15 protein-coding genes are annotated in these 13345 nt (G+C 46.0%); 13 read left to right on the top strand and 2 right to left on the bottom strand.

The features are described 5' to 3' along the window. Positions 1–3: 3 nt before the first annotated feature. Genes ACYQ2L_RS11125 through ACYQ2L_RS11115 form a run of 3 tightly spaced genes read left to right on the top strand, consistent with a single transcriptional unit; the run spans position 4 to position 3256 of the window. Positions 4–894, top strand: coding sequence for a carbohydrate ABC transporter permease (locus ACYQ2L_RS11125; RefSeq protein ID WP_460055458.1), 891 nt, complete (start codon positions 4–6; stop codon positions 892–894). 27 nt (positions 895–921) lie between these two features. Further along, the gene (locus ACYQ2L_RS11120) at positions 922–1764 is read left to right on the top strand and encodes a carbohydrate ABC transporter permease (protein ID WP_460055454.1); all 843 of its coding nucleotides are present in this window, start codon (positions 922–924) and stop codon (positions 1762–1764) included. Between the two features lie 10 nt (positions 1765–1774). Continuing rightward, complete coding sequence (locus ACYQ2L_RS11115) at positions 1775–3256, top strand: xylulokinase (RefSeq protein ID WP_460055451.1); 1482 nt, start codon at positions 1775–1777, stop codon at positions 3254–3256. Here the strand turns inward: ACYQ2L_RS11115 and ACYQ2L_RS11110 are convergent. Continuing rightward, positions 3246–4373 carry a LacI family DNA-binding transcriptional regulator gene (locus ACYQ2L_RS11110; RefSeq protein ID WP_460055448.1) on the bottom strand — a complete coding sequence of 376 codons (1128 nt, stop codon included), beginning with the start codon at positions 4371–4373 and terminating at the stop codon, positions 3246–3248. The genes ACYQ2L_RS11115 and ACYQ2L_RS11110 overlap by 11 nt on opposite strands. A gap of 190 nt (positions 4374–4563) precedes the next feature. Here ACYQ2L_RS11110 and ACYQ2L_RS11105 point away from each other — a divergent pair, with 190 nt between their 5' ends. Beyond that, a complete protein-coding gene (locus ACYQ2L_RS11105; protein ID WP_460055445.1) occupies positions 4564–5685 on the top strand; it encodes a hypothetical protein in 1122 nt (373 codons plus the stop codon). A gap of 9 nt (positions 5686–5694) precedes the next feature. Here ACYQ2L_RS11105 and ACYQ2L_RS11100 read toward each other — a convergent pair whose 3' ends face one another. Then, positions 5695–6687: a 1-phosphofructokinase family hexose kinase gene (locus tag ACYQ2L_RS11100; protein ID WP_460055442.1), complete on the bottom strand. Its 993-nt coding sequence runs from the start codon at positions 6685–6687 to the stop codon at positions 5695–5697. A gap of 35 nt (positions 6688–6722) precedes the next feature. On the opposite strand from ACYQ2L_RS11100, the gene ACYQ2L_RS11095 reads away from it, so the two are divergent. The 9 genes from ACYQ2L_RS11095 to ACYQ2L_RS11055 all read left to right on the top strand — a co-directional run bounded on the left by ACYQ2L_RS11095 (position 6723) and on the right by ACYQ2L_RS11055 (position 13342). After that, the gene (locus ACYQ2L_RS11095; RefSeq protein WP_460055439.1) at positions 6723–7529 is read left to right on the top strand and encodes a helix-turn-helix domain-containing protein; all 807 of its coding nucleotides are present in this window, start codon (positions 6723–6725) and stop codon (positions 7527–7529) included. Next, a complete protein-coding gene (locus tag ACYQ2L_RS11090) occupies positions 7483–8328 on the top strand; it encodes an alpha/beta fold hydrolase (RefSeq protein WP_460055436.1) in 846 nt (281 codons plus the stop codon). The genes ACYQ2L_RS11095 and ACYQ2L_RS11090 overlap by 47 nt, the downstream gene beginning before the upstream one ends. 72 nt (positions 8329–8400) lie before the next feature. Next, positions 8401–9216, top strand: a complete 816-nt coding sequence (locus tag ACYQ2L_RS11085; protein ID WP_460055433.1) for an alpha/beta fold hydrolase — start codon at positions 8401–8403, stop codon at positions 9214–9216. Then, positions 9213–9854, top strand: coding sequence for a TetR/AcrR family transcriptional regulator (locus tag ACYQ2L_RS11080; RefSeq protein ID WP_460055431.1), 642 nt, complete (start codon positions 9213–9215; stop codon positions 9852–9854). Before ACYQ2L_RS11085 ends, ACYQ2L_RS11080 begins: the two co-directional genes overlap by 4 nt. Positions 9855–9971: 117 nt before the next feature. Continuing rightward, entirely contained in the window at positions 9972–10235 is a 264-nt protein-coding gene (locus ACYQ2L_RS11075) for a type II toxin-antitoxin system prevent-host-death family antitoxin (RefSeq protein WP_460055428.1), read from the top strand. Then, positions 10235–10558, top strand: coding sequence for a type II toxin-antitoxin system RelE/ParE family toxin (locus ACYQ2L_RS11070; protein ID WP_460055424.1), 324 nt, complete (start codon positions 10235–10237; stop codon positions 10556–10558). Before ACYQ2L_RS11075 ends, ACYQ2L_RS11070 begins: the two co-directional genes overlap by 1 nt. Before the next feature lie 80 nt (positions 10559–10638). Next, the gene (locus ACYQ2L_RS11065; RefSeq protein ID WP_460055421.1) at positions 10639–11766 is read left to right on the top strand and encodes an ATP-binding protein; all 1128 of its coding nucleotides are present in this window, start codon (positions 10639–10641) and stop codon (positions 11764–11766) included. Next, positions 11767–12810: a site-2 protease family protein gene (locus ACYQ2L_RS11060; RefSeq protein ID WP_460055418.1), complete on the top strand. Its 1044-nt coding sequence runs from the start codon at positions 11767–11769 to the stop codon at positions 12808–12810. Between the two features lie 22 nt (positions 12811–12832). Next, positions 12833–13342, top strand: coding sequence for a GNAT family acetyltransferase (locus ACYQ2L_RS11055; RefSeq protein ID WP_460055416.1), 510 nt, complete (start codon positions 12833–12835; stop codon positions 13340–13342). The last annotated feature ends 3 nt before the right edge of the window (positions 13343–13345 follow it).

Here is a 13345-nt window from a genome sequence, read left to right as displayed (position 1 = left end):
AGTATGGCAAAAAAAAACAAATTTAAACCAGCATGGTTTATAGCGCCCGGTATTATTTTAGGTATTATTACGCTTGTTCTGCCCATAGTACAAGGCTTCTATTACAGCCTTAACCGCATTCGTTTGTTCAGCCTTGCGAATCAAACATTCGTGGGCTTCCAGAATTACACCAGGATTTTTTCAGATTCAATATTCCTTTTGTCAGTCCGCTCCACAATTGTCTTTACACTTGGAACAACTATAGGAAGTGCTATCATCGGGCTGCTGATAGCCGCATTTCTAAGTGGTAAAAATATTCGAGGCACTATCCGTGCCAGGGTATTTATGGCCTTTTTTCTGATTCCTTTTGTAACAACACCAGTAGTCGTCGGGGTTATCGGGCGATTGTATGTCTGGGAATCTGAATCTGGATTATTCAACTATCTTCTTGGTCTGATTGGTATACAGGGTACGGGCTGGTTAACCAATCCCAGCACAGCCATGGCCACAACAATTGCAACCAACATCTGGAGATTAGCCCCCCTTGCAATACTGATTTTTTACGCAGCATTATCAACGATTCCTGAAGAAATTGTAGAATCAGCAGAAGTAGATGGCGCCGGGACCTTTACCGTCTTTTTCAGAATTACCCTCCCTACAATCCGGTTTCATATAGGATTTGTTTCACTGATTATTCTGACCTCAGCATTCAGGGAATTCGACACCGTGTTCAGCCTCACCGGCGGTGGACCAGGTAGAATTACAAATGTTTTGAGCATGATGGTTTACACCATGGGTGTCTCAACCGGAGATATGGGTCTTGCAAACGCCATTTCCTTTACCATGTTCATTATTATTTCGGTTCTTGCTGTGCTGTACATCAAAGTAGCAAAACTTGACCGTTTAGGTGAGTAAACCCTGTATATTAAAAAGGAGAATTACATGAAGAATGCTCGAAACGTCCGGAATTCATTCATTCAGCACTCAGTGCTTGTTATTTGGCTATTCATATGTATCATGCCAGTTCTGACTCTCGTAATGGCATCGCTGAAGCAAACTGTACTCTTTCAGTCTATCCCTGAAATCTTCTCGCTCCGTGGATTTACTCTGGAAAACTATGCGATTGCTTTCCGTCAGGGAAATTTCCTGTTCTTCCTGAAAAACAGTTTGATCATTTCTTTTTCCAGTCTGCTGGTTGTGCTGGCAGTCTGCACTCCAATGGCATACGGAATATCCCGCATGGCATCCAAAAGGCTCAAGAACACTCTCATCTTCTCGGTTCTCAGCACCCGCTTTGTGCCGTATGTTGTTCTTGCCCTTCCAATGTATTTGTTTTTTCGTACCGTTGGACTTTCCGGCACTTTACCCGGTGTTGTCCTGGCCCATCTAGCCATGCAGCTGCCCTTCATGGTTTGGCTGATGCTGGGATTCTTTGCCGGAATTCCTATCTCCGTTGAAGAAGCTGCCATAATAGATGGCTGTAAACCATTCCAGGTTTTCTGGAAAGTTGTGCTGCCAATGGTATTACCAGGATTAAATGCCGCAGCAATTCTGGCCTTTATTATTTCCTACAATGAGTTTCTGTTTGCATTCTTCCTTGCCGGGTATGATGCTCAACCTTTAACAGTAGGCATTACACGCTTTGTCGGAGGAGGAGAGACAGGGGCGCAGTACGGTGTTGTAGCAGCATTTGGAAGCTTGATAATCATTCCGATTGTTATTTTTGCTTTGGTCGTAAACCGTTACATTGTAAGCGGAATGACCCAGGGTGCGGTAAAACAGTAAGGAAATAATCATGAATAAAATTCTTCTTGGAATTGACCTTGGAACATCCAGCGTAAAGGTTCGCGCTGTCAGCGAGGACGGAAATATTATAGGACAGGAATCAAGAGGATACCCGACACTCCATCCTCATGACGGTTGGGCTGAGCAGAATCCCGAGGATTGGTGGACGGCAACCATTGATGCCTGTACAGCAGTCCTCGAACCTGTCGACACATCCAGAAATCAGATTGCCGGAATTGGTTTAAGTGGACAGATGCATAGTTTCGTCATACTTAATAAGAACGGCATTCCCGAGAGACCTGGCATAACCTGGATGGATGTCCGGGCCAGAAACATGATTCCTCGTGTCTGCCAGAAGATTGAAGAATATAATCTGTCATCGGAGATGCAGAATCAACCTGCTGCGGGGCTGACCCTGCTCCCCCTGCTATGGCTGCAAAGTCATGAGCCGGGAATCCTGCAAGCAGATAAGGGACAAACACTGCTGTTTGTCAAGGATTACATTAAGTTCAAACTCACCGGCGCTCTGTCGACAGAGAGCACCGATGCTTCTGCATCCCTGCTATTTGATCTTGAAAACAGATGTTGGTCAGAGAAAATCCTTCAGGCTTTTCATATTCCCATCGAGATTCTACCGAAGGTTCGGGAATCCGGTGACTGTGCAGGATTTCTTACGCAGGATGCTGCACAATCCCTTGGAATTCCCCCTGGTATCCCCGTTGCACAGGGTGCAGGTGATCAACAGTCTGCTGCGTTAGCAACAGGAGTTATCGCTCCAGGTGAGGTTCAGCTCATGTTAGGCACTGGAGCACAGGTCCTGACTCCAATTTCCCACTATGACACAAACTTCCCGGCATATCTGAATATTTTTTCTCATGTTACCGGAAGGCTGGCGCAGGGAAGTGTACAAAACGCCGGATCAGCAATGAACTGGGTTAATCAGCAACTGGGAGCAGAATGGAATGATATATCTCTGGCCGCGGACGAGCGCTTCGCACAGGCTCCTTATTTTCTTCCCTACCTTACCGGAGAACGTGCTCCGATAATGAATTCCTCAGCTATGGGAGCCTGGCTGGATCTACGTTTAAGTACAAGCAAAGAACAGCTTTTATACAGCGCTATCGAAGGCGTCAGTTTTTCGATCGTACAATCCGTGCAGGGCGTTCTGGAAACTGCCCGCAGGCAGTCGGATCATATAGAAATTCGCTGCAGCGGGGGAGGATCTTCACAAACACCATTTGTTCAACTCATTAGTGACACACTGGGAGAACCCCTCACTATTCTGGATAATCACGGCGCATCTGTAACAGGTGCAGTAATACTTGGTGCAATAGCAGCCGGGTTAACAACAGATTTCAAGTCCGGATTCTCAAGCTTCGGTTTACATCAGGTAGGATACATCGAACCCAAGCCCGATGCTGCAGCTCCAATGAGAGAACGATTAGGCCGCTTTATACAGCTTCAGGAAGCATATCTGGAAACTATCTCATAAGGATCGCTTGATCCGGAATAATTGAGGATTCCCTGACAAGAAAATCAGCCTCAGCAAGGGCTGTCATGGTTGCGTGTCGAGGATCCTCTATTCTTTTCTGCAATATCTGAACTGCAAGATCACCCAGATATGCACATGGCTGATGAAAGGTCGTCAAAGGAACCCGTGCATACTTAACAAATCGGACATCATCGAAACCAATGGCGCGTATATCTTCTGGAATTCGATAGCCTAATTCATAACAGCCCATCATAAAATCAAGAGCAGTGGAATCATTAGCAAAAATAATGTTTGAAGCTCCAGAAGCAACAACGCTCTTTATAAATGCACTGCTATTAGGATTTCCACAATGTCTCCATTGCGGCTGCGGAGTAATCCCATGATTAATGAGAGCCAACTCTATTCCTTTCTGCCTGTGGTCGACGGTATAGGCCGAGTATTTCCGGAACACATAATCGATTCGCTCAGCGCCTTGTTCCAGGTAATGCTCGGCAGCTACATACCCTGCACGAACATTATCGATACCAACAAGGTCATACGTACTTCGCTGACCGAATGGAACGATGTCAGAATCAATGAGAACCAGAGGTATACCTGCTGATTTGATCTTTTTAATAATGTTTTTATTGAGACGTTCTCTGTCGGGAATTAATTCAAGCGGTACATAGAAAATACCATCTACCTGTTTTTTTATATACCTATCGCATGTCGCTTCAAGGTCATCTGCCACCGAAGTATTACCATGTGCAGAAGAATCTCCCCATAAGAGGTGAAAATCGAATTCTCCTGATAACTGGGCAATGCGAGCGCAAATAGGTTCAAAAATCTCGGTCACACCTAAACGCGGAATAATCAAACCAAAATAGATATTTTTCCCGGATGCAGTAGTTTCCTGCACACTATTGCTTACAAATGATCCCGAACCAGCCTTTCGCACAATTAGTCTTGCATTCTGCAAACGACTCAATGCTTTTGTGACGGTTGGACGAGAAACACCATACTCCTCTGCTATCATAACCTCAGTGGGGAGCTGACTTCCAGGCAGGAGCTTACCCTCAATAATTCTGTTGTAATAATCTTCGTATATTCTTTGATGCGCAGAAATTGATTTACTCATATTAACATTATACAATTCTTTGTCATTATATGTAAACTTAAATGAAAACACTTTTAATAACTGATTTTGAGGATAAAGACAATACATTTTACTAAAGCCTGCTTGCAAGCATATATATCCGGATGAATTTAAGGTATATTTAATTTACGACCTATATCCTTACAGGAAATTAATGTAAGGAGTTATTTTAATGACAAGCCATTCATGGGAACGACCAAAGATACCGCATAGATTATGTGTACTGATAACTGTAATGTTCTGTGTAATATCTGTACCATTATTTGCTGAGGACACTGATTTCAAGGTACTTGAAGGCAACTACATAGATTTCGGCTTAGGTTTTCCAACCTATCTGCAAATCGGAGAATATATGGACCTCTCCAGTAGTTTACCGTATGGAATAATGTCCGGTATAGACTTTTCCATTGGCATAGGCTCTGATCTTGGGGGGGCAGTACGTCTTGCCAAAAACAACCCCACTATACCAGAGGCATGGGATGCAGGTTCTACCTGGCTGGGTTTATTGCAAATCTACATGACTGCATTTATTCTGGAACCAGGTGATTTCTTGATTCCATTAAAAACCGGTATGCGTCTTGCCTATGGCAGAACCTTTGGTAACACAAATTATGGCTATCAAGCCGGGCATTTTGAGTTCTTGTACAAGGCTGAGTTGGCAATGCCGAATGTTCCGCTTTTGGTACCTTATCTTGAACTGGGGTATGGCGGAGGATTCCTAATGACATACCAAACGGCAGGCACTCCTGAAGTCGCTGCTGAATGGGACTATCATAGTATCGCTGCGAACCTTGGTGTCAGGTTCTTTTACTCCGCCCTCGGGGGGAAATCTGAACCGATTGTCGAGTCGAAGCCAGAACCAGTGTCGGTACCAGAACCAGAACCAGAGCCTCTGATTATAGAGAGCGACTTGCAGCTGCCCAAGTGGTGGATGGATATGCCGGCACTCCAGTACAATGTCAGCCTGAATCCTCTGGACGGTGCCATTGTTTTACATGCACGTGGACCATTACTGTTCCAACGCAGTTACCAGTTCCAGCACATGAGCACAATCAGCAACAATCGTTTTAACCGGCGATATGGTGAAGCTGATGTTGTAGAAGTCATAGAGGTAAATGAAGACCTCTGGCATGTGCGACTCCAGAGTTCAGATAGTGGTGTAATAGAATACAAGATACATCGCCTTGCACCAGGAGAAGAGCGGCAAATTGATGGTCAGAGAGTAAAATCTGAGCGTGGCGGTGTATATTTTGACGGTATGATTTTTGAACCGCAAGGCAGCGAAAGTCTTTAATTGTTCACTTTATTGATTTGATATGGTTAGAGCCTGAACCCCCTGCCTGATTCCCTGCAGCCTGGCAGAATCATGCAATCCAGGCTCTACCTGACCAACTGCATAACTGCCGGAGGCGCAGGCTTGAACGGCAATTTCACTGAGCCCGGAACCCGCAAGAAGACCGGCAGCAATGCCCGCCGTCATAGCGTCCCCCGCACCGACAGTACTCAGGCAGGTAACAATTGGAGGAAGGGTATGGATGTGCTGCCCATTCCAGGAAAACAGCGCACCATCAGCTCCCATGGAAACCGCCAGCAGGCATGACGTATCTACAAAGCTCGAGCTGAAGCGGAGAATATCCTCAATTGTATTGATTTCTTCGCTGACAAGGCCGGAAAACTCCTCGAGATTCGGCTTGACCGCATTTGGTCCAGCACGTAATCCTTCACGCAATGCCTCTCCACTGCTGTCCAGCAGTAACATGCAGTCCCGGGATTTCAGCAAAGTGATGATCCGGGCATAAAAATCATCTGGAACATCCGGAGGAAGACTTCCCGTCAGGACAAAGACGCAATACCCGGCAGCCAACTCCTCGAGCAGATCCAGAAGCTGATCGAGTTCAGCCTCACCGGGAGTAAGTCCGGGATAATTAAGTTCAGTCATTGAGAGAGACGCCTTACAGCTGTCCGCCTTGTTATCGATGCAGCTTTCCTGCGGCGAATCAACAATCTTGATGCATCGCCGGGTACTTCCGGGAATACGAATGCAATGGTCAGCGATTCCGGCATTATTCATAGCATCCAGAAAAATTCTGTCATTGTCCTGACCAAGAAACCCGGTAAGTGCAACCTTCACCTGTGAATCGAGACCTGTCAGAAACCGGGCTACATTCACTGCTTTCCCACCGGCATGTATCTCAACTGCCGAAACACGATTCACTGCAGCTGTCCGGAAGTCCGATACAAACAATGTCTCATCAATCGCCGGATTCAGTCCGACAGCAACAATTCCCCGTTTCACACTATGCCTCCTTCTGCAGTATACTCGTCATAGACATGAAGCACTCAGTGTATATCTTTTTTGACAGAATTGCAGTAACAGGAATCACACATCCACACCCCGAGCATTCGCATGCGTTCATCCAGATCTTTGCTTGTGAAACCTCGGACCCGAAAATCATGGATATTCTGATTATTGACTCCAATACGATTCATGGGCTTGCATCAGCAGGAATGCGCTATTTCAGCCTGTTGATAGACCCATCCTCAGATGATGGAAGACAGGTACGAAAGCAGTATCTGCTCAATTCAGACACTCCCATAGTTCAGCTACAGCTTGCTGCAACGGAAATTGGTCTAAAGGGACTGAAGGAAAGCATGAGCATTCAGAGCATTCGAGAATTAAGTCATAACCTACTCGAGCTGCTTCATTGCTTCCCCACAACTGCAGAACACAAACCTGACGGTAGGATACAGAATGTTCTTGTCTACATACAAGAAAGCCGCAGCCCTGTTTTATCCGCTTCTGATGCTGCACAGATTGCATCACTGTCTGTAAGTCGTTTTCTAGCTGTATTCAGGCAGCAGACTGGACTGCCATTCAGAAATTTTCTGCTTATGCAGAAACTGATTCGAGGAATTCATCTCCTGGAGGAAACCCGGAGCTTCACTGAAGCAGCTCACACCGCAGGATTTGCCGACGCCGCTCATTTTACCCGTACCTTCAAAAACAGTACCGGCATGAATCTGAAAGAACTCTTTAAAAACAGTCAGTTTGTTCAAGTATTTTTTGATCCCGGCCTGTATCATCGGGACCATGAACATAACAATAGAAACAAGCAAAGCCAAACTTCACGTACATAGCAGCATATCCACACAAGATGCTCCCAACATTATCTTTATTATGACGCCAATCGCCTCGGTTTCCCACGAACTCAGCAATGGATTTCTGACCGGACTTCCAGGAAATGAATGCAACATATTTGCTCTGGACTTTCCCGGCGTCGGACACAGTAGCGGAGAAAATAAAGATCTGAACTATGAAACTATGGTTGAGTCTGTTATCAATCTGATTGATTATATACGGGAAAACTATAGCTCCAATATTCATTTCTATGGAGGAACCGGAACCGGAGGTATATTCGGCCAGGCCCTGGTTTCAGACAATCGGATCGCCGGTTCAATTCGCAGCTTCGCTCAGTTCGGAGCAGCAGTATATCGTGACTGCTCACCTATCGCAGATACCAGAAAAATGAAAATCGCATATCCATTAATAAGAACCGCCAGCAGGATTGCACCAAATCTGCGTCTACCTTTTTCTGTACCACGCTATGAAGGCCTGAATGCGATACAGGAAAATCAATGGTACCAGGAAATAATGGACAGGTATCCTGGAATCTTCGACCTTGCCATCCCGCTTGTGTCCACTCTTCTTTTTATAATGCTTGATTCACACAGCCCCCTTCGAACTACACAGAAATGCCCGACACTGGTAATTGCAGCTGAAGAAGACCGTTATTTCAGTAAGGACTACATTGAACGTTACTTTGACAGAATTTCCGGGGAGAAAGATATTCACTGGGTCAAAAGCAGCCACCTGGCTTTTCTATGGAATGCGGAAGAGATCAACCGCAAAGTAATTGATTGGGTACAGAAACATTAATGTTGACCAACCGGTCAACTCCGTGTATTCTGAGATCTGAACTGACCACCCGGTCAACAAGGAGACATATACATGGAACAAATGTTTACTCTAAATACCCACGCTTTGGCATACCGGATACAGGAAACACCTGGTAAGGATCGAATTCTCTTCCTGCACGGACTCGGGGCAAACCTCAGCCAGTTCGATCAGGAATTCAGCCTTCTGGCAGAGGATTACTCCGTTGCAACGCTTTCATTGCGTGGTCAGGGCACATCGACCCGCCCTGCAGGCGACAAAGCAGAGGATATGACGATCCCAGCCCTGGCCTCGGATGTTATTCAATGGATGCAGGCACATCGCTGGGAAAACGCACACATTGTCGCATGTTCAATGGGAGGGGTTGTTGCACTGGAAATTCTCAGTCAGCAGAGCTGGTTGTGCAGGAGTCTCATAACATTCGGAACAACACCGAAACTGAACTTCCCCCGATCTGTAATACGCGCTGCCGCCTGGGTCAGCGATATGCTCCTGCCAGGCATGTTCCCGGAATGGATGGCCAGGACCCTGCCGAAAACGGTCAGCGACAATCCTGAAACCCGCCGCCGGTTTACCGAAGACTTGAGAACGGCATTTGCTCAGCGCAAAACCATATATCAGCTTCGCTGTGAACTGGCAAACTACGATTACACACATGTGCTACAGACCAGCAGCATTCCCGTGCTTCTTCTCCAGGGAGAAAACGATAAGGATATAAATAAAGAGATCGAGAAGCTGTGGCCCTTGATCGGACAGAACAGCCTTGTACAGCAGGAGTTCATGAGCGATGCAGGCCACATTGCGAATTACGATCAGCCTCAGGCTTTTTATGCCAGTGTCAAACGATTCATAGACGGGCACTCATCATGAAGGAAGATCCAGGAAAAGCAGATCAGAGCAGGAACAGGATTCTCCAGGCTTCAATCCGGGAATTTGCCGTACATGGCTACGCCAAGGCATCTACCAACAGCATAATGGGCGAAGCCGGCATGGCAAAGGGCCTGCTCTTTCATCACTTTTCCAGCAAACAGAAACTCTACCTCGCCTGTCTGCAAAACGTGTTGGCAGAGACGCAGGAGCAGGTTGATCTGTTCCTGCAGGACATGCCGGATGATCTATTCGAGCGGCTGGCGGCCTTTCTGAAATGGAAGCAGCAGCTGGCCGCAAGAGAGCCTCTGATATTCCGATTCTTATACAGCATAGCCGGTCTTCCTCCCTCACTGCGTGCAGAAACAGACAGCATGCTGAACGGCTGGCGAAAAAGCAACAGCCTGCTCCTGACAGACTACGATCAAGGCCCGTGGGATCCAGCAGTTCAGCAGAAGGATGCCCTGGAACTCATTGTTCTTCTCTTTGATGCTATCGACCGAAAATGGCTGCAGCGCATGGAAGCAGAGCCGCCAGCCGACCAGAATAATCAGCATATTTCCCGGGACAGCACGGAACTACTGAACTATGCGCTGCGAATGCTGGAAGTACTGAAGGCTGGCTTCTATCTGAATAGGTGAATTGCAAAAGCCTTGAGTTAGCCCGACGCTTCGCGCCGGATTAAGAAAGAGAAAACATCTTAGCTTATATTGCTTTCATATCAATGTATTGATATTATTTTAGTACAGGAGGTTCTTATGCCCACAATACGACCAAGTGCTGATTTAAGGAACAGATACAATGAAATTTCAGCTTTTTGTCACGATCACCCTGAACCGGTTTTTATCACTAAGAATGGCCAGGGTGATTTAGCCGTGATGAGCATCGAAACCTACGAAGCACTAATAGGAAAAGCTGATCTATATCAGAAAATTGAAGATGGAATACATGATCGAGAAATTAATGAACCCATTATTATGAATGAAGTATTTTCTGAATTAAGAGAAAAGTATGTATTGTAATGTACAAGGTAATATTTAGTGTCAAAGCGAAACAAGATCTCGACGCGTCTTTAAGTTATATTAGCAAAAAATTAAAAAATCCTGTTGCTGCTCAAGATTTGATTATAGATACAGAAAATAAATTAAATTACATCAAGAATTTGCCTAAATCTCAGCCACTAGTAAAAGATAATTATTTAAAGAAACTCGGAATAAGATACTTGTTTATCAAGAATTATATTTTATTCTATCAAATTCATGAAAATATAAAAGAAATTTACATTGTCCGATTTTTATATTCCAGAAGGAATTGGATAGATTTATTACAAGAAAAAGAGGGATAGAGTGCCCATTAATCTGACTATTCCGCAATCATTTGCGGTTTAGTCTTGACTATTCCGCAATCCAATCTATAATTAGCAGTATGGAACGAAGCCAGACTCAGCAGATTTTGAAGGATCTGCAGAAAAAAATGGTTTTTTTATCCGGCCCCCGTCAGACAGGAAAGACATGGTTGGCCAGAAAACTTATGCATTCATTCCCGGAATCACTGTACCTAAACTGGGACAACAAACAGGATAGAGAACTCATGGAAGAACAGGCGTGGTCCTCACGTACCCGTCTTATTGTATTTGATGAAATTCACAAGATGCCGCAGTGGAAAAATTATCTCAAAGGAATTTGGGATACCAGACCATCCGACCTTTCAGTTCTGGTCACCGGTAGTGCACGTCTGGAAACCTTCCGGCAATCAGGCGACAGCCTTGCAGGGCGATACTATCATCACCGGCTCTTTCCATTCACTCCAGCAGAGGTTGCAGAGATGGCGGAACATGGGTCAAATTATGACCTAGATCATTATCTCGAGCGGGGAGGATTTCCTGAACCTTTCCTGGCAGAGAGCGACACCGAATCTCATCGATGGCGCCGGCAGTACCTGGACGGTCTGATCCGTGAAGATATATTGAACTATGAAAATATTCAGCAGCTGAAAGCCATGAACCTGCTTGTAGATCTACTGCGCCAAAGGGTGGCATCACCCCTCAGTTATCAGAGCCTATCCGAAGATATTGCCCTCTCTCCCAATACAGTCAAGCATTATATCAACATCCTGGAAGCGCTTTATATTGTCTTTCGCGTCTACCCTTATCACAAGTCGATCGCCCGTTCATTAAAACAGCAAGCAAAGCTGTATTTCTTCGATACAGCCCTGGTAGAAGGAAAAGCGCAGCGTCTGGAAAATATGGTAGCCTTATCTCTATTCAGACAGCTTTGTCTGCTACAGGACAATGACGGTCAGCGTCGCAGCCTCTGCTACCTCAAAACCAAGGAAGGAAGGGAAGTTGATTTACTTCTGGTCAAAGAATCTATTCCTGAACTGATGCTGGAAGTAAAAACATCAGACCGATCTCTCGACGATAATCTGGTATATTTTCATTCCCGTTATGGATTCAATGGTATCCAGCTGGTAGCAGACCTGCGCCTGGAGAAATCATCCGGCCCACTACAGGTCCGCCGATTACTGGATTACCTGCAAAAGGAAGACAATTAAATGAAAACCTACCTCTACTGGATTATTGAATTTGACGGCGACAGATATGCTCTGCAATCAGACCTGATTGGCCGTGAGCTGCTACTCAAAAACAATGAAGTATATGATAAAAAACTCAACCTCAGAACGAAAGGCGGCTACAAAATCGAAAGCCGAACTCATGGAAACTGCAAGCTTGATTTTTTTCTCAATGTTGCTGTTGCAACCCACACGATCCGGATAAGTAACGATACAGGAATACTTGCCGAATATACAGAATCACTGGATCACCTTGCGCCTAAATGGCTTCAGGAGACCTCAAAAACAGAAAATCCGGAGTCAACAGAGAACAAGGGCGAACCAGGCAAGCTAAAAAAAGTATTTTCAGCAATCTCCTGGCTTATGATCAGCCTCGTGGTGTGGGGGCTTTTATTTTCATGGCAAACAGCACCGGTCCTGATCCTGGTTCTACTGTTCCATGAAGCGGGGCATTACATAGTTATGCGAATTGCCGGTTACCGGAACATGAAGTTAATGATGCTCCCGCCCTTCGGTGCGGTGGTATATGGAGAAAAACCGGAGAGTCCGGACTGGGAACGATTCTGCATGTATATGGCAGGCCCCCTACCGGGAATAATTATTGCTTTTCTTTTTGTTAGAATCTTTGGATACCCCCCAAGCGAAAGCTTCACACGGGAAATTATCCTTATGTTGTTTGGATTGAACTATTTCAACCTGCTACCTGTACAGCCGCTGGACGGAGGACGGATAATAGAAATCATGTTCCTCCATAAAAGCCCTATCCTCCAGATTATTATAACCGGAACCGGCGCTCTGGGCCTGGGTATTATGAGCTTCATATACCAGGATATTCTGCTTGGACTTCTGGTGCTTCTTATGCTTGGTCTTTTGCTGCCCAGAATCCGGCAGCAATTCAAGCGCGAGGAAGTATCGAATCAGATAGAATCAGTAACGACTGCTAAAGCCAGCTGGTATCAACGAACAGCAGCAGCCTTCATCTACTTCGGCACCTGGGCTGTGGCAATAGCAGCATTGATCAGGTAAAAATCAGGAGGAGCAGACCCACATGCAGATACGCGAATTCCGGATTGAGGATAAAGACCAGGTGATTCAGCTCTGGGAGGACTGTGGGCTGACCCGCCCGTGGAATGATCCTGCGGCAGATATAGATCGAAAGATGCAGGTGCAGCCTGAACTGTTTCTTGTTGGCACGCTAGCGCTTGATTCCAGGCCAATGCCGGGGGCGAAGCCGGAGTCGAGGCTGGAGCTACCACAAGCTGTAGTGGCCTCGGTCATGGCCGGTTACGACGGACACCGGGGCTGGCTGCACTTTGTAGCGGTAGCCCCGGATGAGCAGGGAAAGGGCTATGCACGACAGATAATCAGGGAAGCAGAAAACCGCATGCGGGCCATGGGCTGTCTGAAAGTGAATCTCCAGGTCCGCAGTGAAAATCAGCGCGTTATCGAATTTTACCGTTCAATCGGCTACAGTCAGGACGATGTATGCGGCATGGGCCGGCGGCTTGAACCGGCTGAACAGGTTTATCCGCCGAACCGGACAAAGGGGTCTGATTAATGC

The organism is Spirochaeta dissipatitropha, assembly GCF_054657935.1.
Note: the sequence above shows the minus strand (reverse complement) of the source record. Positions and strands in the feature narration are given on the sequence as shown.

Coding starts and splice junctions, on each gene's coding strand:
- ACYQ2L_RS11125 (WP_460055458.1), top strand. CDS start 4: ATGGCAAAAAAAAACAAATTTAAACCAGCATGGTTTATAGCGCCCGGT.
- ACYQ2L_RS11120 (WP_460055454.1), top strand. CDS start 922: ATGAAGAATGCTCGAAACGTCCGGAATTCATTCATTCAGCACTCAGTG.
- ACYQ2L_RS11115 (WP_460055451.1), top strand. CDS start 1,775: ATGAATAAAATTCTTCTTGGAATTGACCTTGGAACATCCAGCGTAAAG.
- ACYQ2L_RS11110 (WP_460055448.1), bottom strand. CDS start 4,373: ATGAGTAAATCAATTTCTGCGCATCAAAGAATATACGAAGATTATTAC.
- ACYQ2L_RS11105 (WP_460055445.1), top strand. CDS start 4,564: ATGACAAGCCATTCATGGGAACGACCAAAGATACCGCATAGATTATGT.
- ACYQ2L_RS11095 (WP_460055439.1), top strand. CDS start 6,723: ATGAAGCACTCAGTGTATATCTTTTTTGACAGAATTGCAGTAACAGGA.
- ACYQ2L_RS11090 (WP_460055436.1), top strand. CDS start 7,483: ATGAACATAACAATAGAAACAAGCAAAGCCAAACTTCACGTACATAGC.
- ACYQ2L_RS11085 (WP_460055433.1), top strand. CDS start 8,401: ATGGAACAAATGTTTACTCTAAATACCCACGCTTTGGCATACCGGATA.
- ACYQ2L_RS11080 (WP_460055431.1), top strand. CDS start 9,213: ATGAAGGAAGATCCAGGAAAAGCAGATCAGAGCAGGAACAGGATTCTC.
- ACYQ2L_RS11075 (WP_460055428.1), top strand. CDS start 9,972: ATGCCCACAATACGACCAAGTGCTGATTTAAGGAACAGATACAATGAA.
- ACYQ2L_RS11070 (WP_460055424.1), top strand. CDS start 10,235: ATGTACAAGGTAATATTTAGTGTCAAAGCGAAACAAGATCTCGACGCG.
- ACYQ2L_RS11065 (WP_460055421.1), top strand. CDS start 10,639: ATGGAACGAAGCCAGACTCAGCAGATTTTGAAGGATCTGCAGAAAAAA.
- ACYQ2L_RS11060 (WP_460055418.1), top strand. CDS start 11,767: ATGAAAACCTACCTCTACTGGATTATTGAATTTGACGGCGACAGATAT.
- ACYQ2L_RS11055 (WP_460055416.1), top strand. CDS start 12,833: ATGCAGATACGCGAATTCCGGATTGAGGATAAAGACCAGGTGATTCAG.